Origin of the sequence: Pseudaminobacter soli (ex Li et al. 2025), from assembly GCF_029892515.1 — a bacterium.
In the GTDB taxonomy this organism is placed as follows: domain Bacteria; phylum Pseudomonadota; class Alphaproteobacteria; order Rhizobiales; family Rhizobiaceae; genus Pseudaminobacter; species Pseudaminobacter soli_A.
Genome location: NZ_JARXVF010000002.1, coordinates 262455 through 284710 on the forward strand (window position 1 = coordinate 262455; position 22256 = coordinate 284710).

Here is a 22256-nt window from a genome sequence, read left to right on the forward strand (position 1 = left end):
GGCTGTCTTGTTGCGTGCTTGAAAGCGATTTTGTCGAAATCGGAGGATGAGGATTTGACACAGGCTATCGGCGAGATCGCCAAGAAGCTGGTTGCCGAACATAACGACGGCACCAAATTCCACAGGCTGGACGGAATCAATGACCTGGCCGACGCCTATCGGGTGCAGGATGCCTATGTCGCCGCGATCATCGGCGAGAACGGCACAGCGGGCTACAAGATCGGCCTGACTTCAAAGCGCATGCAGGAGATGTGCGGCATCGACCAGCCCATCAGGGGATCCGTCTTCACAAATCGTGTCTTCGGTTCCGACGTCCACCTGTCACTGGCAGATTATCACCACCTCGGGCTTGAATTCGAAATCTGCGTCCGGCTCGGTCATGACCTGGTGCCGAACGGTGTTCCGTTCACACCCGAAAGTGCGGGAGCTGCGGTCGATGCCGTTGCCGCAGCAATCGAACTGGTGGATGACCGCCATGCCGACTACAGCGTTCTCCACTGTGAGACGTTGGTGGCGGATAATTCCTGGAATGCCGGGATCGTGGTCGGACCGTTCGTGCCGCCGCCGGCCTGTATGGAAGAAGCCGAGGGCATCGCCTATCACGAAGGCGTCGAAATTGCGCGCGGCCGTGGCGCGGATGCGCTCGGGCACCCATTCGTGCCGTTGGCTTGGCTCGCTAACCATCTCGCGGCCTCCGGCCAGATCTTGCGCAAGGGCGATGTCGTCATGACGGGCAGCATCGTGACCACACGCTTCCCGGCTGGACCTTTCAACTATCGCTTCGACGTTTCCGGGATTGGCAGCGTCAAGGTCAGCGGGGCCTGATCCCGGCAGGGCTGTCTGTCTTTCGACAGACTTCAATGGTGCACTGAAGTAAGAGGCTATTCATGGACTTCGGATTGAGCGGTAGGTCAGCCCTCGTCATGGGCGCGTCGAAAGGGCTAGGCTTTGCCGTAGCCAGGGAACTGGCCGCCGAAGGCGTGAAAATCGCCATTTGCGCGAGGGATGAAGCTCGGCTCAAAGGGGCCGCGGAGAGGCTTGGGGCAACTGCCCTGGTCGGCGATTTGCGACAGCCCGGAGCAGGACGGCGCTTGGTCGAGCAGGCGGCCGCGTCACTCGGCTCGGTCGATATCCTTGTGGTCAACACGGGCGGACCGGCGACGATGCCGTTCGAAAGCATCTCCTCCGAGGACTGGCGCGGTGCCTTCGAGGGGCTGTTCATGAGCGCGACCAATGCGATTGGGGCGGCGATACCCGGCATGCGCGAACGCAACTGGGGTCGTATCCTGCTGGTGACGTCGATCGCCGCCAAGGAACCGATCAACAATTTTACCATCTCGAACGCCTTACGCGCCGGCCTGCACGGATTGACGAAGACCCTGAGCCGCGAATTTGCCGCCAATGGCATTACCGTTAATGCTCTTATGCCGGGCTACACCATGACGGAGCGACTTGCGGAGGCGAAGCTCGACCTCCAGAAGGTCGCCGGGATGATCCCCATGGGGCGCATCGGCGAGCCGGAAGAGTTTGCTGCACTCGCAACGTTTCTGGCGTCTGACAGGGCAAGCTACATCACCGGGCAAGCGATTGCCTGCGACGGCGGTGCCTTGTGGTCGATTTGAATTGAGAATGGCCAAAGCTTGATCTGCGGCCCGGCTCGCGCGGGAAGGACATGACCCCGCGCGCCCGTCCAGGGCTGCTCCACGAACTTTTCAGACTCTATCCTGGCCGTTACCAGCACGTTCCACAGTCGAGATGTCAAGCGGGACGATTTTCGCAACTTGGCCGCCCTTTGCTCGTTGGGAGAGTTGTTGACGTGCCAGAGACTGGAGGCTACCCAAGTCCGCGTTAGCTCCATGCGGTCGGCACTACACCGGGTGCAAAGGTCGGCTTTGTAGCCCAATCATCCCGAAGGCGGACTGTCTGCTAGTGATGCGGTGGACGGCTCACCTCCTTCCCTGCGTATGATCGTGGGGCCAGAGCTGGAGGAGATCTATGATGGGCAACGTTCCGACGATTGGTCTGGATATTGCGAAGTCAGTGTTTCAAGTCCACGGCGTGGATGCGGCGGGCGAGGTTGTCGTTCGCAGGAAGCTGACCCGTGGGCGCGTGCTGGCATTCTTAGAGCCTGCCGCGATGCCTGGTCGGAATCGAAGCCTGCAGCTCGTCGCATTATTGGGCGAGAGAGCTGACTGCACGTGGCCATGATGTGCGGCTGCTGCCGGCACAGTATGTGAAGCCTTATCTGAAGCGGCAGAAGAATGATGCTGCAGACGCAGAGGCGATCTGCGAGGCGGTGACACGACCGACCATGCGCTTCGTGCCGGTGAAGTCGCCCGAACAGCAAAGTGTGATGATGCTTCACCGGGTCCGGTTGATGCTCAACCGCCAGCGGACACAGATATCGAACGCGTTGCGGGCACACCTGTCCGAGTTCGGGGTCGTGGCGCCGATCGGGCGCAATGGGATCGAGCAACTGCTCGTGGTTATCAACGACGAGAGCGACACGAGGATCCCCGCTGATGCACGGCTATGCCTGCGCATGCTCGAGGCGCAGCTCCGGGTCGTGAAGGAACAGATCCTCGAGAACGATCGCCGGGTTCGGACGAGTGCGCGTGAGACCGAGCTTGGGCGCAGGTTGATGGAGATCCCAGGCGTTGGCCCGCTGCTGGCGAGTGCATTCGTGGCCACGGTCGCCGATGCACATGCGTTCAAGTCGGGGCGCTGTCTATCGGCCTGGATCGGGCTCGTGCCGAAGCAGAACTCGAGCGGGGGCAAGCAGAAGCTCGGCAGCATCTCCAAGGCCGGCAATCGCTATCTGCGCCAGATGCTCGTGGTCGGGGCGATGGCGGTCATCCGCTATGCTGAACGCAACGGGACCAGGCGGCCATGGCTGGTGCAGTTGATGGCGCGGCGAACAACCAAGGTTGCCGCGGTTGCGCTGGCCAACAAGACCGCCCGGATGGTCTGGGCATTGATGACCAGCGGCGAGCGCTACAAGGAGCCGGTCATCGCATAGGCAAGGCGAGCGATCGCCGACGAGGTTGGAAAGGGCGGACAGGAGCTAATGCACCAAGCCGGTTGATACCGCCGGATCAGGAGAACCCACTGGGGCCGTGCACCTCGAGTGCGAGCTTACGATCGGGATCTGAGACGCGCGAATGGCATTATGGCCAGCGGCACATGAAAGGCCGCACCTACAGGTCGGATACATGGCCGCACCAACCAGCAACGGCAGTGCTCAAAGAACCCCTTGCCAACGGAGAGCCGTCCATACACGGCCCAAAGTTGCCAGTCCGAAACGCGCCCCATGTCGGCCGTAGGGTTGACTTTTGCCGTTAGCCAAAAGCAGACATCGTCGGTGAGCACGCTGCAGGTCACGGCGCGGCGGCGCGATGGTCCGGGCTAAAACCGAGTTGACGTTTCAGCCGGCCTTCGGCTTCTGCCTCGAGGGTGGCACAAGAGGCCCACCGTCCTCCAACACGAATGACGAGCCGAAGTGATCGACGAGATAGTCGATGAAGACGCGAACTTTGTTCTGGACATAGCGCGTCGGCGGATAGAGCGCGAAGACCGCGAGGCTGGGAACGCGGAATTCATCCAGAACGGTCTTCAGCCTGCCACTTTTCAGATCCTCGCTGACGATGAACCGCGGGAGCATGGCAATCCCGGCACCATCCATGGCGGCGTCGCGCAACACTTCGCCGTTGTTGCTGCACAGATTCCAGGTGATCGAATGCCAATGGTCCCCTTCGGAGCCGCTGAATCGCCACTGCGTTCCCGTCGCAAGGTATCCGTAGTTCAAACACTTATGGTTTTGCAGGTCTTTGGGGTGGTCCAACACGCCGCACGTCGCGAGATAGGCTGGTGACGCACATAAGACTCGCGGCGCTCTCGCAAGTTTTCGAGCGATCAGGTTGCCCGACGGGGACTCGGTCAGACTGATCGTCAGATCGAATCCTTCCTGGACCATGTTCAGCAACTCGTCGCTCAGGACAAGCTCCACCTGAAGGGCAGGGTGCTCGGCCATGAACGCCGCAATCAGTCGCCCGATATACATGGTGCCAAAGGTCATCGGCGCATTCACACGAAGCGTTCCGCGCGCCTCGACCTGAAACTTCGTCGCATCCGTCTCAGCGTCTTCAACATCCGCGAGGATAGCCACACAGCGTTCGTAATATCGCCAACCGACCTCAGTTGGCGCGGCGTTATGGGTTGTCCGATTGAGCAACTGAACGCCAAGCGCCGTCTCAAGATCGATGATGTACTTGCTGATGACCGAGCGCGAGAGGCCCATCTCTCTGGCTGCCCCGGCGAAGCTGCCCTGGTCGACGACCTTCGTGAAGGCTCGCATGTTGGTAAACTTGTCCACGCCGCTTGATGCTCCTTCGCCGTTCCGGGTTTACCCCTCGTGTTCACGATACGTGGACATCCATGCCACGGATGCCGCCATTGTGCGCGAATCATACCACCTTTACTAGCTATCGAGAAAGCTTCGGAACGGTGATGCAGATGATCGCTACTAATCAAATGACGTTGAGCGTTCGGCATTTGCTGCAGCCAATTTGATGGCTCGTGCTTCCGATAACGGCATCGATACCCTGGCTTGGCATACGCGCGCCGAGGTCAGGCACGGCGAGGCAATGCAAATCCCGGGAGACCGTCGCTAAGCACGCTTCATTGCCCGAGATAATGCCGGTATGGTTCGGTGGAAGCGCTCGCGGCGGCCGGATCGTCAAACAGCAAGCACAAAGAGGAACGACATGAGCTGGATGCCCGACATCGAACCCAAATGCCCGGAAGCCGGGAATATCGACGCCATCGAGACGCTAATCGTGCCACGTGCGCGTGACCTCGGCGGCTTCGAGGTCCGCCGCGCGCTGCCCGCCCCCAAGCGCCAGATGGTTGGCCCCTTCATCTTTTTCGACCAGATGGGGCCGGCTGAATTCATCGATGAAGGCGGCATCGATGTGCGCCCGCATCCCCATATCGGGCTCGCCACCGTGACCTATCTCTATCAGGGCGAGTTCCAGCACCGCGACAGCCTCGGCACCAATCAGATGATCTATCCTGGTGAGGTGAACTGGATGGTGGCCGGCAATGGTGTCACCCATTCGGAACGCACTAGTGCGCAGACCCGCGCCCAGCCGCACCATTCGCTGTTCGGCATCCAGACATGGGTGGCTCTTCCTGAAGCCGATGAAGACAGGCCCGCCACCTTCGAGCACCAGGACAAGGATGCGCTGCCGTTCATGACCGGCGAGGGCAAGCAGGTGCGCCTCATCCTCGGCAACGCCTGGGGAGCGCGCGCGCCGGTAAAGACCTTGTCCGAAATGTTTTATGCCGACGTCGCGCTTGTAGCGGGCGCAAAGATTCCGCTTCCCGACAATCACGAGGATCGCGGCCTCTATGTCACCGAAGGGTCGGTGCTGATTGCGGGGCAGGAATTTGCGGCAGGACAGATGATGGTCTTCCGTCCGGGAGACGCCATCACCGTAACCGCTGGGGAACGGGGCGCTCGCCTGATGCTGCTCGGCGGCGAGACGCTCAACGGTCCGCGCTACATTTCGTGGAACTTCGTCGCCTCCTCAAAGCAAAAGCTCGACGCTGCGAAAGAGGCCTGGATCAAGGGCGACTTCGAGCATGGCCGTTTCCGGCTGCCGCCGGGCGACGATGCCGAGTTCATTCCATATCCGGACGCTGGTCCTTCGGGTCACTAGAGGCACGGACCGACATGCAACAGCAGGCCGGAAAGCCCGAAAGCGGCATTCACCACGTCACGCTCATCACACGCAATGTGCAGGCGAATGTCGACTTCTATGCTGGTTTCCTCGGCCTGCGGCTGGTCAAGCGCACTGGCGGCTATGAAGACGCCGAGCAGCTTCACCTATTCTACGGCGACGCACTGGGCTCGCCGGGTTCCCTCATCACCTTTCTTGTGTGGGAAGATGGTGCGCCCGGCCGGGTCGGTCATGGACAGGTCTTCGAGATCGCGCTGGCGGTCCCGCAGTCGAGCCTCGGCGAATGGATGACCCGCGCCCTGCAACACGGCGTCACCCTGCAAGGCCCTTCTCGCGAATTCGGCGAAACCGTGCTGCGGCTGAAGGACCCTGACGGCTTCATCGTCAAGCTCGTCGGGGCCGATATGCCGACCGCGCAGCCATGGGGCGATGCGACCGTCGCGCCCACCCGCCTTCGCGCCGTGACCATCCTGTCGGAAGTGCCGGAGGAGACCGCCGCCTTCATCGCTCGCTTTGGTTACAGGCCGGGGCCGGTGGAAGGCAACATCACACGTATGCTGTCGGACACCGATGCCATCGATGTCCGCGATGGTTCCGGCTATGTGGAAGGCATTGCGGGCACCGGCACCGCCGATCACGTGGCCCTGCGCGCGGCCGACGTTGCGGCGATCGAAGCCCTGGAAACGGAGCTTTCAAAGCTCAATTCGTCACCGACCAATGTGCACGACCGACGCTATTTCATCTCACTCTATGTGCGCGAGCCTGCCGGCACGCTGCTGGAAGTGGCAACGGACGGGCCGGGCTTTGCCGTCGACGAAACGCCGGATCAACTGGGCACCACGCTGATGGTGCCGCCGGGCGATCAGGTCCGCGCCGACGACCTCAAGATCATGCTGCCGCAATTCGCCATGCCGGGCAAACCGCGCATGCCGCGCCGCGACCTGCCTTTCGTGCATCGCTTCTTCACGCCGCAAGACCCGGACGGCAGCACCATCGTGCTTCTGCATGGCAGCGGCGGCACGGAAGCCGACCTGATGCCGCTGGCGCATCGTATTTCACCGCGCGCCACCTTGCTCGGCGTGCGCGGCCGCGCCCATGAGGAAGGCAACGCGCGCTGGTTCCGTCGTTTTTCGCCGACCAGCTTCGATCAGGCCGACATCCGCTCCGAGGCGGCGGCGTTCGCGGCCTTCATCGACGGTGCCGTGGCAGCCTACGCACTCGACCTCGCAAACACGACCTTTCTGGGATGGTCCAACGGAGCCAACTTCGCGGCGGCGGTTATGGGCCTGCATCCATCGATCGTGCGCCGAGCCATCCTGCTACGGCCGATCATGGTTCTGGAATCGACGCCCATGGCGGATCTGCGCGGCGTCGACGTGCTGATGATTGTTGGCACGCGCGACCCGTTCGGCGCCGATGTCGCCCGTTTGGCGACCTGGCTCGATGCATCGGGTGCGGCGCTTGACTTGCGCAGCATCGAGGCGGGTCATGAATTGATGTCGCAAGACGGCTCGATCCCAAGGGAATGGCTCGCCGAAAAAAGAGGCAGGAATGGCTGAAATCAGATCGCCAAGGAAGAACCCGAAGGGCGGCACGGCCGCTACGTCGCCCGTATAGACGGCATCGGTGGTGAGGCCGAGATCACCTTTACCAGAAGGTGGCCTGAACTCAGAAGCGTCGTTCATACCCAAGCGGGCGCGACCGGATCACGCTGATGTTCTGGGACGGCATTCGCCAGATGTCTGCTATCGCAGGAGTTCGCGTAAGAGCGGTCGGACAGCTTTCGGCCCAAAACTCCCGGGCCGCTTCGCGCCCCATGTCGGCCGTAGGGTTCACCTTTGCCGCTCCCTCAAAGCAGACATCGCAATGGCTTGGCGGCTCGTCGGTGTAGGCCACGGAGTAGAGGTCGAAGACGATGTCACCAGAGCCGAGATTATTCATCGGCACGGTACGCTTGACGGTAATCGTCGACGGTTTCCGCTGCCCGTTCTAGCAGTTTCTCGCTATGTGCAAGCCAGTTCGGACTATTGCCCCCAGCTCAGGAAAAAGCCGACATCGCCTGGTATCCCGCCAGGGAAATTGATGATCATCGCCTTGAGCTTGTATCCATGAGGCTTTCCGTAAGTCTGGTAGCGTTCGAAGAACTCCCTGGCCTTGCCTTGCAGCGTTTGAGGCCAATCCGGATCATTGCTGTTGATCGCGCGGCCGTTATCGGTGCACATTGAGGAGGGAAAGCTGTAAACCATCGCCTCTAGCTTGCCGTCTCTCACAGCGTTCATCACAAGTCGCCGGACGGTCGCGATTTCGTTCTCTGTAACGTGGTGCTGCAAGAAGTTCGTGGCGAAATCCGCAAGCTCCTTCTGCTTGGCTTCTTGCAGCTTCTGGTACTGGTTGGATTTCTCCAGTTCCTGTTCGAGAAGCATTTTGCGAAGCTGGGCGGCGCTGGGGGGAGTCTCTATTGGGTTGGCCATGTCACCACCTCGAGGCAACACTCTTCATTCTGTGCTTTCAAAATTAGGCGTCATCCGCGTTTTGACCAGAGCGTATGCACTATGACGTGAATTCCTATCCCGGAATTGGGACGGGAAGCACAAATAGCCCTTGTAACTCACCGTCTGTGCGTTGGCGTCTAGTGGTGGCTACGATGCCTGGCAAAATCGCGTTTGGCCTCCCGTCGCGCCTTGAGCGCGCACACATTCGCGTCGACCGAAGCGATGGACTGCAGACGGTTGCTGTCTGAGCCGCACCGCGTTCTGACGACAGGTAGCCTCCTCAAGGCCATAGCCTTGCTTGGCAACCCGAGTGCCTGTTCGCACGTGGCGGCCTGTGAAAGAAAGACGGCTCGGCGGGTGCAACGGAGAGTTTTGCACGATCGCGCCGAGCCTACCGGGGCAGACCGAACCAGGCAATGCTCGCCGATCCTGCGCCAATGCCAAGTCTGGACAAGCCTGACGCGTAAAGCACGGGCAAGTCTCGCCCGGAGCGAGGTCGCTTACTCGTCCCAAGCGACAATCCGTGCGGCTTTTTCGCGTCTGATGCTAGGTAAGCATCAATGCGCCGCCTTGGCCTTCTTGCCCTTCGGCGGTGCGATACCTTCCGCCTCTTCGTGCTCAAGCGCAGGGGGTGAGGCCCGATGATGCCAGTCGGGGGAGCTACACCGGGCCCCTGCTGCCGAAGCGCTGGCAGCGCAGATAGCGTCGCCATACGAGTCCACAATCACAAGTCCGACAATGTGATGAATGCATTCACCCAATGCCAAGCGAGGTGGCAGATTTCGCCGAACCAGGTGCCGTTTTCCCTGACATGACTAGCAGCCTACGCGGAGTAGAATTACCCGTCTCCTGAATGGGATGATGATGGCCCGCTCCGCTCTCCGGGAAATGACCCTGGAACATCAGTAAGCGCGCCATATCGCTAATGGATGCTGGCGATTAACCTACGGACAAGCCGTCAGCGCCTGGCCCGTCGTCTGGCAGAGGCGGCGGGCTTTCTTGGCTGGCGCGCCATTCGACAGGCGCTTTTTGCGGAACAACGGCTAAGGAGGTGACGACTATGCGTACGTTGCTTTTCTCGCTTTCAATAGGCCTCATTGCTCTTACGTCAACGACGGGAGTTGGCGGTGCAACCGGGAACACGGTTCCCACCCACCAAAATGGTCGCACGACACCCAACAAAACCCACCGTCCCCGCCACGCTCACCGGCACGTGCATGCCGCAGATCGTCCCCACGCACACGGTCGCAATCTCCATTGAGGCTGGCGGCACCTGCCGGCGGTGCCACAACGTACTGAATTGTAGCTTCTGGCAGTGCACAAGGAGCGTTCCAATTGGCGAAAAATGGGCAAACGGATCATCAGTCAGTCGAGGAACCCAACGCCTCCGGCAAGATGAAACGCAAGGAATTCGAGAAGGAGCTTGCGAAGCTCCAAGTGGAGCTGGTCCGCCTGCAGACTTGGGTCCAAGCCAAGCGTGCGCGAGTCATCGTGATTTTCGAGGGCCGCGACACGGCGGGCAAGGGCGGCGTGATCAGCCGCATTACCGCCCGCACGAGCCCGCGCGTCTATCGGCACGTGGCATTGCCCGCCCCCACCGACCGTGACAAGACGCAAGTCTACGTCCAGCGCTACATTGCACATTTCCCGGCGGGAGGTGAGATCATCCTGTTCGACCGCTCATGGTACAATCGCGCTGGGGTAGAGCATGTGATGGGCTTCGTCGACGACGAAGATTACGAGCGCTTCCTGGCGATGGTTCCTGCCGTCGAGCGGGAGCTGATCGTCAATAACGGCATCATCCTGCGGAAGTACTTTCTCGATGTCAGCCAGGACGAACAGCGGCGCCGCTTCGAGGCCAGGATCAACGACCCGGTCAAGCATTGGAAACTGAGCCCGATGGATACCGAGTCAGTTCGGCGCTGGTGGGACTACACGGCAGCCTACCAGCACATGATCGAGGCCACGCACACCCCAGAGGCGCCATGGTACATCGTACCCGCCGACGACAAGCGCCGCGCCCGACTGAACCTGATCCAGCATCTGCTCGACAGCATACCCTACCAAAAGGTCGACATAGACCTGCCGAAGATTCCCAAGACCCAGCCGCGGCCCAAAGGCGCTACCGAGGGTCTGGGCGCAGGCGAGCCGATCCCCAGCCACTACTGAGAAGGCAGCCCTGCATCTTGTCGAGAACGCGCTCGTGCTCCCAGCACCTGTTCAATCTCCGGGGCAATCATCAATCGCGCGAAATGTCTGGTGTAACTAGCGGCTTCCATGGGACGCCCGTCGTCTCTCCCCCGAGGCGACAGGCTCCCTTTTGCGTTTCAGGCCGTTGCGAATACCTGGCCCTGCGCATGAGCGTGAGGTTGGCGTTCCGTGAGCCATCGAGACGCGGTCGATGCCGGAGAATCCATCGTCTTCGGCGCACGGAGCAGATACTCGGGAAGGAGTGAATGGTTCGCGAACCCCGGGGCCTTCTTTTCTCAGTGCCCCGTCAACACCAGCGTTTGAACCGGCAGCATGATCGCCTGCAGGCGCAATATCATGGCGTGCACCAATCCAACCGCATCGATGGCATGCAGGACGAACCAGCGCGGAGTGCTCAGGTTCCCGTGCTGCAGCTCGTCATGATTGCTCGTATAGGCGTTGGCAATGCAACTGCTGCCCGGAGGGATGCCGTCGAGCTGTCCCTCGTAGAGCGGCTCCAGATAGGTGGTCAGGGTCCCGGGCTTCGCCATCTGCTGCACGTCGATGAGCTGATCGGTCGGGCGCACCTGACCGGCGGCAATGACCTTCTGGACCTCGGTTACGACCATCGGAATGATGGTGAAGGGTTTGCCGATGCAAGTCACCTCAGCGATCATCCCTGGCCTGAGGACCTGGGATTCGATCTGGCCGAAGCCTGCTACCAGGGCTGCGCGATGAGCTTCGGGTATCAGGATGCCGGCAGAGCGGATCAGCGGATTGACGATATCGCCGGGGCGTAGCGAAAACTGCTGAACTGTTCCGGCGGTGCCGGCGCGCACGACGGTTTTCTCGAATTCCACCTTTGCCTGGGCAAGTTCGGCTTCGGCGCTCGCTCTCTGCGCCGGCAGAAGCGAAGAGATCTTGGTCTCCAACGTCGTTTTGTTCGCTACAGCTGCGGCCAGCCCACCCTTTTTGGTTTCCGTGGCCACCTGGAGCTTCTCGATCTCGCGCCTTGCCACGACATTCGGATTGCGCTTGTTCAGTTCGACCTGGGTTTCATATTCATCCACGGCCTGCTGTAAGGCGCCTTCGGCCTGGGTGATCACGCCGTCCGCTTCCGCAAGCTCGGTTTCGGTCACCGTTGTCTCGGCATCTATTTCTTCCACGCGTCGGCGTGCGGTTTCGATGGCTGCCTTCTGCTTCGCGTCGTCCAACCGAAACAGTGGAGCACCGGCCTCCACCTTGTCATTGGTGTTGACATAGACCTCCTCCACGCGGCCGTTTGTTTCCGGCAGGATGGTGACGGTGCGGAAGACCGCCGTGACGTTGCTCGTTGAAGGGTGGAAATAAAAGATCGCCGTGATCAGCGAGAGCGTGAGGATCACGCAGGCGGTGATGCCCCAGCGCAGCTCGAACCACATCGTGTAGAGGTTGATCTCCTGGCCGATCCTCTTGCCCTGGACATAGCGGCGGAAGAGATAGTCCGGAAAGATCGTGAGCATGGAGCAGATCATGAATTCAAGCATGGCTCATCCCCTCCGCTCGGAAAGGTCTTCGTCGGCGGCAGGCGGCAGTTCGACCGGCATCAACTCAGGTGCGGTGTGGACCGTATGGGGTTTGGTAGGGGTTAGGTGGGCTTCTGTCGGCGCCGGTTCAGCTTGCTTGTCGGCCAGGCCGGCAATCTTCCGAAGCGATCTGGCCATTGAGCGGATGGGGCTGTGAAAGTCCGGGAACTCGATCAGCGCCAGCAGCAGGGCTGCAATCCAGAACAGGTGATTGTGCGTAAACAGGGCAATCAGCGCGAGGACGGCAACCAGTTGCAACTGCCCCTTGCTGGCGCCATGGGCCATGTGCTCGGGGAGGGCGTGCAGCCGAAAGTACAAAACCCCGACGAGCAGGATTATCAGCAGAACGAAGATGGCCGTCACAACGAAGAGTACGTCCGTCTCTCCTGGCGCCGTAATGAAAAAGGGCAGATGGTCCACTGCCGCCGGATGCAACGGCTCCGCCATGACTGAGCTCCTCTACTGACCGAGGTAACAATGCCGTTGAATACCTATGGCGTTGTGCCAGGATGTCGCGCGCCAAATCGAACAATTTGACGATCACGGCTGCTCAGTGAACAAAAGCGCGAGCGGCTCTTGACGTTGCCCGTACATGCTAGTGGGGCGCAGCCCCGGCCTGGCATTCTAGGCTAAAAGCTTTCGATCGGTGCTGTTGGTCGCAGTTTGGGGCCCGGGTGGCGAGTTAGATGGTGGTGTTCGTCATTGGTTGGGACCGGGGTGCCAACTCGCTGGTCAACGTCTTTGCGTTGCGCCATTTGATCCAAACGTGAACTGGAATGCCAGCCAGGATGAGCAGAAAGCCAAGATAAATGGTCTCGGCTCCCGCGCCATAGAGCGCCCACAGCGAATAAACGAAGCCGAGGCAGCCGAGTATAGCGATCTTGATCACCGCTGGCCCTCCAGAGGTATGGCCTGTCCGGACAAGGATCATCAATTCGGCGAGCGAGCACAATGCGTAAGGCAGCAGGCTCGACATGACAGCCAACAAGATGATGGTGTTAAACGCGTTCACGAGGCCCTTTGCAAAGTTCAACGTCACCAAAATGGAGGCAAGCAGATTGGAGAGAACCAATGCGTTCGCCGGCGTGCCGTAGCGAGAGAGATGTCCGAAGCGAGCTGGGAATATGCGGTCAAGGGCAGCCCCATAGGGGACCTGACCGCATAGCAAGGTAAATCCGTTCAAAGTCCCAAAGGTCGAGATCACAGCACCGGCCGCTACCAGCACTCCGCCCCCTGCACCCCACATCCGGCGGGCAACGTCGGCCAATGGCGCAGTCGAGTGGGCGAGTGTCTGCGGGGGGACAACGCCAATAGCCACGGTCGTCACGGCTATGTAAACAATCGCCGTGATCAATACGCCAATGATGGTTGCTCGAGGGATTGTTCTTTCGGGCTCGAACACCTCACCCGCCGGAACGGTGGCGGACTCAAGCCCAAGGTATGCCCAGAGCGTCAGCGCTGCCGCACCTGAGATCGCGGCCAGATCGGATTTGCCGCTCGTATTGATCGGCGAGAAATTCGCTGAATCGATCCAGAAGAAGCCCAATGTTCCAATAAGCGCCAGTGGAACAAGCTTGAGTACGGTGGTGACGATCTGCACAAAGCCTGCTTCTTGGACTCCTCCCACGTTGATCAGGGTCAGTGTCCAAATGGCCATCAGTGCAACGGCGAGACCGTAAGCATGCGAGCTTGCCACCGCGGGTACTAGGAAGCCTACATATCCGGCGAGGGCAACGGCCACTGCGGCATTGCCCGTCCACAGCGCAATCCAATAGCCCCACGCGATGATGAAGCCTGCGAAGTCTCCGTAACCTGCCTCGGTATAGGCATAAGGGCCGCCGGTCTTGGTTATCACTCGCGAGAGCCGTCCGAAGATCATCGCCAGGACCAATGCGCCAAATGACGTCACGGCCCAGCCCCCAAGTGCTATCGGCCCGAATCCTGCAAGTGAGGCCGGTAGGAGGAAAATTCCGGAGCCGATCATGTTGCCTACCACAAGGGCCGTGCACGCACCGAGACCGAGGACACCAGGCGTGCTATGGAGGCCGTCGGTAGCAACGCTTGTTCCATGCTGCTCGGTCATGTCTCCGCCTCCTCCAAACTGTGCGATGCCTGACCAGCGGCGCGACGACTTTCTGTCCTGACCCCCTCTGAAAATAGGGCGATCCAACGAGCCACAGGTCGTAAGTCGCTGCTATCCGCACAACCCAGAATCTGCGGACATGGTTCCGGGCTGTCACACGGAATACACCAATCGGCATGTGTGCCCTTCACTCTGATGCTACTGAATAGCGAAAGTAGCGCCTCGATATCAGCAGGGAGGACGGAGAATTGGCAAACTAACAGGCTTCTGGCGCCGAGTCGGAAGCCGCATATCCCTCATATGACACACTGTAGTCGATGGAACTTTCAAGATTTTACCTGATCAACACTCATATAATCAGTCTGACGCCGGATGTAAGATTTGATTGAGCGGCAATTTTACCAGAATGATGACAACAACATCTGTTAATATAGACTTAAGATACTAAGAATCTGCCGAGTTTCAACCAGGGATAATGCAAAATAAAACGAAGAAGTGAAAGCTGGCTAACTACCTGATCTTTGCGAATTGAGTCTGGACAAGCTTAGCCGTCGACCTAATTTACGGGCTAACCTACTTGGCCTATCCCGGTGAGGCCGAGCTTGCATGGCAGGCCCCCGGGACGTCGTTCATTTGACTAGCCAGGGATAGAGTGGAGGTCGGAATGTCGACCACAGCTTTCACAGGCGAACGGCAAAAAACAGCTTCAGAGACACCTACCAAGCTGACCCTACTGCCGCTTATTGCGCTGGTCGTCGGCTCGATGATTGGCGGCGGAGCGTTCAATCTCCCCTCGGACATGTCACGCCAGGCATCTCCCGCGGCAATTCTGATCGGCTGGCTGATAACCGGTGTCGGCATGCTCATGCTGGCTTTCGTTTATCAGGGGCTAGCGGTCCGCAAACCCGATTTGAATGCGGGTCCGTATGCCTACGCCAAGGCTGGCTTCGGTCCCTTTGTCGGCTTCAACAGCGCTTGGGGTTACTGGCTCAGCGCCTTTCTTGGCAACGTTGCTTATGCAGTCGCGATCTTCTCGGCACTATCACACTTCTTTCCCGTCTTCGGCGGCGGCAACAATCTTGCCTCGATACTGGGGGCTTCAATCTGCCTTTGGCTGATTCACGTCCTCGTTCTGGGCGGCATAAGGCAGGCGGCATTCGTCAACATCGTCACGACCGTCGCGAAACTTGTCCCTCTGATGGCATTCATTCTGGCGGCGATCATCGGATTCAATTGGGACAAGCTTGCATTCAACTTCTGGGGAAGCGGGGATGCCCAAGGGGTGGGTAATTTGGGTTCGATCCTGACCCAGGTCAAAAGCACCATGCTGGTAACGCTTTGGGTCTTCATCGGTATCGAAGGCGCAAGCGTCTATTCCGCACGGGCAGCTCACAGATCCGACGTCGGTCGCGCAACGATCATTGGATTTTTCGGCGCGCTGGCGATCTATGTGATGATCTCGCTCCTGGCTACCGGCGTCCTGACGCAACCTGAGCTCGCGGCCCAGAAGGTGCCTTCGATGGCGGGAGTGATGGAAGCTCTCGTCGGCCGTTGGGGAGCTTCCTTGGTGAATCTCGGGCTGATTGTTTCGGTCAGCGGCGCCTTCCTGTCATGGACCCTGCTGTGCGCCGAAATCCCCTACACCTGCGGTCGTGACGGCACATTTCCCAAATGGTTCGGCGGCGAGAACCAGAATGGCTCGCCAGCTCATTCGCTCTGGGCGACCAACCTTCTTATCCAGGCTTTCCTGCTGCTCAGCCTGTTTTCCAAGAGCGCATATCAGTTCTTCTATCTCATAGCATCCGTTGCGATCCTGCCACCCTATGTCCTGTCAGGTGCCTACGCACTTAAACTCGCCATGAGCGGCGAAGGCTATGCCGATGGCGACCGCGCCCGGAACCGGGACGCTATTATCGGCCTGGTGGCAACGCTTTACGGGCTCTGGCTCGTCTATGCCGCTGGTCTCGGGTTCCTCCTGATGTGCGCAGTCCTCTTCGCGCCGGGGATTTTGGTCTACGCCAAGGCCAGGGCCGAGCACGGCGAACGCGTTTTCGTCGGATACGAATACGTTGTCGCCGCCGGGATCATCATACTGGCAATCGCCGCCGCATGGCTCATGTGGACCGGGAGGCTCACCCCATTTCACTAGGGAAGGCTGAAAGCCCGATGGAGGAGATGATGCGAGAGTTCGGAGTGCACTCTGAGGTTGGGAAACTGCGTACCGTTATGGTCTGCAAGCCTTCGCTCGCACATCAACGCCTTACGCCAGGAAATTGCCATTCTCTTCTCTTTGACGACGTGATCTGGGTGCATGAGGCCCAAAGCGACCATTACGACTTCGTGTTGAAGATGCAGGAGCGTGGCGTCGAGGTCCTCGAACTGCACGATCTACTGGCAGAGACGTTCGAGGTTCCGGAAGCACGGACATTCGTCCTAGACCGATTGATCACGCCAAACTCGGTTGGCGTTCAAAATGCGTCGCTCATGCGTTCTTGGCTGGATGAGTTGAAATCGAGTCAACTTACGCTGCTGATGATCGGCGGCATCACCGTGGCCGATCTTCCCGAGAGCATCCTGAAGGAAATGATGCGTGAAGCCTTCAGCGACGCGGAGTTTGTCCTGCCACCAATCCCGAACACACTATTCCAGCGCGATCCCTCGTGCTGGATATATGGCGGGGTCACATGCAATCCGATGTACTGGCCGGCGCGCAGGCCGGAAACCCTCCTGCAGCGCGCCGTATACAAGTTCCATCCTTCGTTCCGTGACGGCAACTTCAAGATCTGGTGGGGAGACACCGACGAAACATTCGCCGGCGCTACCATGGAGGGTGGCGATGTCATGCCGATTGGCAAGGGAATTGTATTGATAGGCCTCGGCGAGCGAACCACGCATCAGGCCGTTGGGCAGGTTGCTCAGCAATTGTTCAGCAACAATGCTGCAACGCGAATTATCGGCTGCCTTATGCCGAAAAGCCGTGCCGCCATGCATCTCGATACCGTCTTCAGCTTTTGCGACCGGGACCTCGTCACAGTCTTCCAGGAAGTGGTCGATCAGATACGTTGCTACAGCGTCTATCCGGTGGATGAACACGGGCACTTCGAGGTCCGCAAGGATGAGAAACACGTCCTCGAGGTCGTGGCGGAGGCTCTAAGCCTTCCCAAATTGAGGGCGGTCGCGACGGGTGGCAACGCCTATCAAGCCGAACGCGAGCAGTGGGACGACGGCAACAACGTCGTCGCTTTGGAGCCGGGCGTGGTGGTTGCTTACGACCGCAATACCTACACCAACACGCTCCTGCGCAAAGCTGGTGTTGAAGTCATTACGATCCGCGGTTCGGAACTCGGTCGTGGCCGCGGCGGCGGGCATTGCATGACATGCCCGATCCTGCGCGACCCGGCCTACTGACCCACTGAACAGGGAGAAGAATGATGAGCTTCAACCTACGAAATCGCTCGCTGTTGACCGTGCAGGACTACACGCCGCGCGAGTTCCGCTACCTGCTCGACCTCGCTCGCGATCTTAAGCGTGCCAAATATGCGCGGACTGAGCAGGAGCATCTGAAGGGTAAGGAGATCTGCCTGATCTTTGAAAAGACCTCCACCCGGACGCGTTGCGCATTCGAAGTGGCCTGCCACGACCAGGGAGCCAACGTCACCTATCTCGATCCCGCCGGTTCGCAGATTGGTCACAAGGAGTCTTTCAAGGATACGGCTCGTGTGCTTGGGCGACTCTACGACGCAATCGAATATAGAGGATCGGCTCAACAGGCTGTGGAGCAGCTTGCCGCATACGCAGGCGTTCCGGTCTACAACGGGTTGACCGACGACTATCACCCGACGCAGATGCTGGCCGATGTCATGACGATGCGAGAACACAGCGACAAGCCCATCACCGAGATCAAATATGCCTATGTCGGCGATACTCGGTCGAACATGGGGCATTCACTCATGATCGTCGGCTGCATGCTGGGAATGGATGTGCGCATCTGCGGCCCCAAGCAGCTCTGGCCATCGGAAGACTACATGAAGATCGCCAACGACCTGAAGGCCAAATCGGGCGCGACCCTCACCGTCACAGACGACCCGCATGCGGCGGTCAAGGGAGTGGACTTCATTCACACCGACGTATGGGTATCGATGGGCGAGCCCAAGGATGTGTGGGCCGAGCGCATCAAACTGCTCACGCCCTTTCAGGTGAATGCGAGCCTGATGAAGGCGAGTGGCAATCCACAGGTGAAGTTCATGCACTGCTTGCCTGCCTTCCATGACACCGAAACTACGGTGGGCAAGCAGATCGCCGCGGACTACGGCATGGCCAACGGCTTGGAAGTCACCAACGAAGTCTTCGAGTCGGAGGCGAACGTCGCCTTCGAGCAGGCCGAGAACCGCATGCACACAATCAAGGCCCTCTTGGTGGCCACGCTGGGAGATTGAGCCATGCGCATCGTCATTGCTCTTGGCGGAAATGCGCTGCTTAAACGTGGCGAACCGATGACCGCTGACGTTCAACAGCAGAACGTCTTGGTTGCCGCCAAGGCTATAGCCCCGATCGCCACTGATCATCAGGTGGTGGTCAGTCACGGCAATGGCCCTCAAGTCGGATTATTGGCGCTGCAGGGGGCGGCTTACAAAGCAGACGAAGCCTATCCGCTTGACATACTGGGTGCCGAAACAGAGGGCATGATCGGATATATGATCGAGCGAGAGCTCGGTAATCTGCTGCCGTTCGAGGTGCCGTTCGCCACCCTGCTAACGATGGTCGAGGTCGATGGTAATGATCCCGGCTTCAGCAATCCGACAAAATTCGTTGGTCCGGTCTACGATAAGGCCGAAGCGGACCAGATCAAGGCGGAAAAGGGCTGGGTATTCAAACCCGATGGTCCGAAATGGCGTCGCGTGGTGCCTTCACCTCAGCCCAAGCGCATTTTTGAGATAAGGCCTGTGCGATGGCTGCTAGATCACGGCGCGGTCGTGATTTGCGCTGGAGGCGGCGGGATACCCACAGTCTATGCTCCTGATCAAGACCGCAAACTCATTGGCGTAGAGGCCGTCATCGACAAGGACTGGTGCTCGGAGTTGCTTGCGAGGGAGGTCGAGGCGGATCTCTTCATCATGGCCACCGACGCCGAGGCAGTGTTCATAGGATGGGGAACGCCAGAGGCGAAGGCCATACACATTGCTAGTCCGGAGGCGATCTCCGCCTATGAATTCCCGGCCGGATCAATGGGCCCCAAGGTTGAAGCGGCCTGCCATTTCGCTCGGTCAACGGGACGCACAGCAGCGATCGGCGCTTTGGCCGACATTCCTGCGATCGTTCGCGGCGAAAAGGGAACGTTAGTGCGGTCCGATTTTGAGGGTATCACGTGGCACCGCTGATGCGGCTTCGGAATCCTGCTTAAATACCTCTCCGGAGGCGCAGCTTTAATCTGCATATCAAGCCCAGTGACTGACTTCCGGTTTGACCTCCAGGCAATCTGGTACCGCGTATCCCAGACGGGGAGCTTGAAGTTCGGAGCATCTAGTTATGGCATCCGGCGATGCCATGCACAGACTGTGCAGGATTACCTGCAAGCCGAGGGCAATCTGGGTAACACCGAGAACAACTGCGAACACCTGAAGGGAGGTTCCTACCCACCTCAATATCGACTCGGCAAACAGCATCGCCAACCAATCGAGCAGCAAGATCAGGGCGACAATTGCGCCCACTGCAAACTGGGAACTGTACTGCTCCGCTAGGGTCGCAAACGATCACTGCCGCTACGCCATAGGGCGTGACTACTATCGGAAATGCCAGCGGGGTGAGGGCGTGACTTAGGTCCGCCGGCTGGTCATCCTCCTTCGGACGTTCAACTGAGCCAGACGACTGTTGTAGAACGGTCCTCAAGGCGACCAGAAACAGAACGATGCCGCCCGTCATCGCGAGCACCGGCACTGAGATTTCGAAGTTTTCCAGCATGCTGCGGCCTAGCAGAACGGCGATCGCCAGAGCCGCTGCTGAAAACAGAACGGCTCGCGTCGCCAGCCGCCGCCGAAAACTGGAATCTGCCTTCCGTGACATGTTCACGAAGGGCACCAAGATCTTGATTGGTCCAAGCATCAGAAACAGCATGAAAAAGATCTTGCGTGCGCCGAACTCCGATTGTGGCACGGATGATCCAGGTGCCAGTCCTTGCGCGAAAGCGGGAGCCGAGATCATTATTGCCGCGACAAAGATGTGGACCGGTACATTGACGTTGCCTGAAGGCCGGAAAAGCAGACAGGGTTCACTCGTCATGGACGAAAATCGCGTGCTTCAGCCCAAGGGATGGTGCTTGGCTCAGCAGAAGTGGCGAGCGGCACTAGCATCGCCGGGCCATGCGCTACCGGAGCAGGCAGCAAAGCGATTTTCACATATCCAATGCTGACGCCAAGTCGGGCAAAGACCTCAAGACGACGGGGGAAGCCCCACGCCCGGTGACAGTCTGCTTTAGCCGCTGGACCTAACAACAACGTCCGCAGTCCCATGGGCTGGCCGACTAGGGTCGCCGGGGCGGGCATACCAGCATTATCAGTGTGCCACCTCCCATCAGTGGGCCGCTTGTCGGGGCCTCTACAGCCTAGTCTCACCGACGCCCGCCGCCACCGCCGCGGAATCCTCCGCCGCCACCGCGCATTGCAGGTCCACCGTGGTGGCGCCGCGGTCCGGCCCTGTGATGATGGCCGCCGTTTCTAGGCGCGGTCATCGCGTAGTTCCGATGCGTGCCGCCCCTCATCGACTGAGCGCCGCGATTTGCGGCGACGTTCGGCGCCCTGCCGTTACGGGCATTGGCGACGTTGGCCGGCTTTCGCGGCTGATTGTTGGCCTGGCTCGCCGCCTTCGCCTTGCCGGACGGCCGCTTGGCATTGGCCGCCGTCTTGGCGTTGGCCTTGCGGGCATTTGCCGTGTTGGGGCCGGCCTTCTTGGCGTTGACGTTCTTGGGCGTGGTCTTGTTGACGTTTGGCTTGCCGACGTTTGCCTTGTTGACATTTGGCCTGTCGGCACTGGCCTTGTTTCGGCCGGGCTGGTTCTTCAGGCCCTCGAGCGTGCTCTTGCCGACATTCTTGGCATTGCCGGCGGTGCGGGCGGCCGCCGATGGGCGCTGGTTCTTGATGCTGGCGGCCTGGTTGCGCAAATTGTTGGCACTGTTGCGCTCAAGGCTGTTCCTGATGTTCGACTGGTTGAACTTGGCGAGCTGATCGCGATTGATGTCGATCTTGGAGCGGTCGACATTCCTCCAGTCGACATCGTTGAAATTCACCTTGCCGTTGAAGTCACGGTTGTTGAAGCAATGGTTGCAATCGATGTCGACGTCACCGCCCCAGCGGCCGCCCCATATGCCCCAGTCGTTCCAGTCGATTGCCGCAGCCCAAGCCGCTCCCGTCACGGCCGCGGCAAAGAAGGGGGCCGTCGGATACCAGTAGGAAGAATAGGCTTCCGGGTAATAGGTGATCGGCTCGGGCGGATAGTCGGCCGCGTAGAGCATCTGCGGCTCATATTGCGGCACATAGATCGTCTCGGCGCTTGCCGGCGCGATGACGACCTTGTCGTTTTCCTTGGACACCTTGATCTTGTCGTCGGACTTGATGATGTCCTTGGCAACCGCCTGCTGTCGTAGCTGCTGGATGGCGACCAGCACATCCTTCTGCTGGGACGTGATCGCATCGCCCAGCTTCTCGGTCCATTCGAGATCGCTGCTCATCTTCTTGACGATATCGGGATAGTTGAGCAGCGAGATCACGCTGCTGTCCCAGCTCGCCTTTGGCTTCAGGCTCTTGTCCTTGGCATATTGCTGGAGATAGCGCTCAGCCTCGACGATCTGCAGCGGATAGAGCGCCGCCTGCGAGATCGCTGCGACCAGCTCATCGGGATAGAGCGCGATCGGCGCGACCAGGACCTGCAGCTCATGTTCGGTGAGCGGGGCCGCCGCAGACGTGCCTGCGGTCGGAGCATTTGCAGCCTCGGTCTGTTCCTGCGCGAAAGTGGCCGAAAGCGGAATACTACCAGCGACAAGAACCAGGGAGACGGCCGCTAAAGTCAAACTCCAGCGTGTCATAGCACCCTCGCTTCTGGCATGCAGAAATGCCAGTTAGCTGAATGTCATATCGGTATATGTGAAACTAGCGCGGCGCCGAAAGTAGACAATCAGGACGAGCCATCACAAAGC

16 protein-coding genes and 1 pseudogene are annotated in these 22256 nt (G+C 59.6%); 10 read left to right on the top strand and 7 right to left on the bottom strand.

Annotation, left to right across the window (positions count from 1 at the left end):
• The first annotated feature begins 54 nt into the window (after positions 1–54).
• From M2281_RS12000 to M2281_RS12010, 3 genes and pseudogenes are all read left to right on the top strand, one after another.
• Complete coding sequence (locus M2281_RS12000; RefSeq protein ID WP_280821393.1) at positions 55–825, top strand: 2-keto-4-pentenoate hydratase; 771 nt, start codon at positions 55–57, stop codon at positions 823–825.
• A gap of 62 nt (positions 826–887) precedes the next feature.
• Complete coding sequence (locus M2281_RS12005) at positions 888–1622, top strand: SDR family oxidoreductase (RefSeq protein WP_280821394.1); 735 nt, start codon at positions 888–890, stop codon at positions 1620–1622.
• 376 nt (positions 1623–1998) lie between these two features.
• A pseudogene (locus tag M2281_RS12010) lies at positions 1999–3019 on the top strand (IS110 family transposase).
• Positions 3020–3424: 405 nt separating this feature from the next.
• On the opposite strand, the gene M2281_RS12015 reads toward M2281_RS12010, so the two are convergent.
• Positions 3425–4372 (bottom strand): LysR family transcriptional regulator, encoded by a 948-nt coding sequence (locus M2281_RS12015; RefSeq protein ID WP_280821395.1) that lies wholly within the window; start codon positions 4370–4372, stop codon positions 3425–3427.
• 391 nt (positions 4373–4763) lie between these two features.
• Here M2281_RS12015 and M2281_RS12020 point away from each other — a divergent pair, with 391 nt between their 5' ends.
• Both M2281_RS12020 and M2281_RS12025 read left to right on the top strand, forming a co-directional pair.
• Complete coding sequence (locus M2281_RS12020) at positions 4764–5720, top strand: pirin family protein (RefSeq protein ID WP_280821396.1); 957 nt, start codon at positions 4764–4766, stop codon at positions 5718–5720.
• A gap of 14 nt (positions 5721–5734) precedes the next feature.
• Positions 5735–7300 (top strand): VOC family protein, encoded by a 1566-nt coding sequence (locus M2281_RS12025; protein ID WP_280821397.1) that lies wholly within the window; start codon positions 5735–5737, stop codon positions 7298–7300.
• Between the two features lie 465 nt (positions 7301–7765).
• Here the strand turns inward: M2281_RS12025 and M2281_RS12030 are convergent, their stop codons facing one another.
• Entirely contained in the window at positions 7766–8212 is a 447-nt protein-coding gene (locus M2281_RS12030; RefSeq protein ID WP_280821398.1) for a histidine kinase, read from the bottom strand.
• Between the two features lie 1416 nt (positions 8213–9628).
• On the opposite strand from M2281_RS12030, the gene ppk2 reads away from it, so the two are divergent.
• Positions 9629–10402: a polyphosphate kinase 2 gene (ppk2, locus tag M2281_RS12035; RefSeq protein ID WP_280821847.1), complete on the top strand. Its 774-nt coding sequence runs from the start codon at positions 9629–9631 to the stop codon at positions 10400–10402.
• A gap of 317 nt (positions 10403–10719) precedes the next feature.
• On the opposite strand, the gene M2281_RS12040 is transcribed toward ppk2, so the two are convergent.
• The 3 genes from M2281_RS12040 to M2281_RS12050 form a co-directional block, all read right to left on the bottom strand.
• Positions 10720–11949, bottom strand: coding sequence for an HlyD family secretion protein (locus M2281_RS12040; protein WP_280821399.1), 1230 nt, complete (start codon positions 11947–11949; stop codon positions 10720–10722).
• A 3-nt stretch (positions 11950–11952) separates the two neighbouring features.
• A complete protein-coding gene (locus M2281_RS12045) occupies positions 11953–12435 on the bottom strand; it encodes a hypothetical protein (RefSeq protein WP_280821400.1) in 483 nt (160 codons plus the stop codon).
• A gap of 235 nt (positions 12436–12670) precedes the next feature.
• Positions 12671–14071: an amino acid permease gene (locus M2281_RS12050; RefSeq protein ID WP_280821401.1), complete on the bottom strand. Its 1401-nt coding sequence runs from the start codon at positions 14069–14071 to the stop codon at positions 12671–12673.
• A gap of 652 nt (positions 14072–14723) precedes the next feature.
• Between M2281_RS12050 and arcD the strand changes: the two genes are divergently transcribed.
• From arcD to arcC, 4 genes are read left to right on the top strand one after another with little or no spacing between them, the layout of a single operon-like run.
• Entirely contained in the window at positions 14724–16220 is a 1497-nt protein-coding gene (arcD, locus tag M2281_RS12055; protein WP_280821402.1) for an arginine-ornithine antiporter, read from the top strand.
• 29 nt (positions 16221–16249) lie between these two features.
• Positions 16250–17479 (top strand): arginine deiminase, encoded by a 1230-nt coding sequence (arcA, locus tag M2281_RS12060; protein ID WP_280821848.1) that lies wholly within the window; start codon positions 16250–16252, stop codon positions 17477–17479.
• Between the two features lie 23 nt (positions 17480–17502).
• Complete coding sequence (locus M2281_RS12065) at positions 17503–18507, top strand: ornithine carbamoyltransferase (protein ID WP_280821849.1); 1005 nt, start codon at positions 17503–17505, stop codon at positions 18505–18507.
• A gap of 3 nt (positions 18508–18510) precedes the next feature.
• Positions 18511–19449: a carbamate kinase gene (gene arcC, locus M2281_RS12070; RefSeq protein WP_280821403.1), complete on the top strand. Its 939-nt coding sequence runs from the start codon at positions 18511–18513 to the stop codon at positions 19447–19449.
• Positions 19450–19591: 142 nt separating this feature from the next.
• On the opposite strand, the gene M2281_RS12075 is transcribed toward arcC, so the two are convergent.
• The gene (locus tag M2281_RS12075; protein ID WP_342394252.1) at positions 19592–20347 is read right to left on the bottom strand and encodes a MarC family protein; all 756 of its coding nucleotides are present in this window, start codon (positions 20345–20347) and stop codon (positions 19592–19594) included.
• Between the two features lie 328 nt (positions 20348–20675).
• Complete coding sequence (locus M2281_RS12080; RefSeq protein ID WP_280821404.1) at positions 20676–22145, bottom strand: DUF3300 domain-containing protein; 1470 nt, start codon at positions 22143–22145, stop codon at positions 20676–20678.
• Between the last annotated feature and the right edge of the window lie 111 nt (positions 22146–22256).

What these genes read in the sequence shown, in the direction of transcription:
- M2281_RS12075 (WP_342394252.1), bottom strand. Translation starts at nt 20,347, where the DNA reads ATGACGAGTGAACCCTGTCTGCTTTTCCGGCCTTCAGGCAACGTCAAT.
- M2281_RS12030 (WP_280821398.1), bottom strand. Translation starts at nt 8,212, where the DNA reads ATGGCCAACCCAATAGAGACTCCCCCCAGCGCCGCCCAGCTTCGCAAA.
- M2281_RS12040 (WP_280821399.1), bottom strand. Translation starts at nt 11,949, where the DNA reads ATGCTTGAATTCATGATCTGCTCCATGCTCACGATCTTTCCGGACTAT.
- arcA (WP_280821848.1), top strand. Translation starts at nt 16,250, where the DNA reads ATGCGAGAGTTCGGAGTGCACTCTGAGGTTGGGAAACTGCGTACCGTT.
- M2281_RS12025 (WP_280821397.1), top strand. Translation starts at nt 5,735, where the DNA reads ATGCAACAGCAGGCCGGAAAGCCCGAAAGCGGCATTCACCACGTCACG.
- M2281_RS12045 (WP_280821400.1), bottom strand. Translation starts at nt 12,435, where the DNA reads ATGGCGGAGCCGTTGCATCCGGCGGCAGTGGACCATCTGCCCTTTTTC.
- ppk2 (WP_280821847.1), top strand. Translation starts at nt 9,629, where the DNA reads ATGAAACGCAAGGAATTCGAGAAGGAGCTTGCGAAGCTCCAAGTGGAG.
- arcC (WP_280821403.1), top strand. Translation starts at nt 18,511, where the DNA reads ATGCGCATCGTCATTGCTCTTGGCGGAAATGCGCTGCTTAAACGTGGC.
- M2281_RS12080 (WP_280821404.1), bottom strand. Translation starts at nt 22,145, where the DNA reads ATGACACGCTGGAGTTTGACTTTAGCGGCCGTCTCCCTGGTTCTTGTC.
- M2281_RS12020 (WP_280821396.1), top strand. Translation starts at nt 4,764, where the DNA reads ATGAGCTGGATGCCCGACATCGAACCCAAATGCCCGGAAGCCGGGAAT.
- M2281_RS12005 (WP_280821394.1), top strand. Translation starts at nt 888, where the DNA reads ATGGACTTCGGATTGAGCGGTAGGTCAGCCCTCGTCATGGGCGCGTCG.
- M2281_RS12050 (WP_280821401.1), bottom strand. Translation starts at nt 14,071, where the DNA reads ATGACCGAGCAGCATGGAACAAGCGTTGCTACCGACGGCCTCCATAGC.
- M2281_RS12065 (WP_280821849.1), top strand. Translation starts at nt 17,503, where the DNA reads ATGAGCTTCAACCTACGAAATCGCTCGCTGTTGACCGTGCAGGACTAC.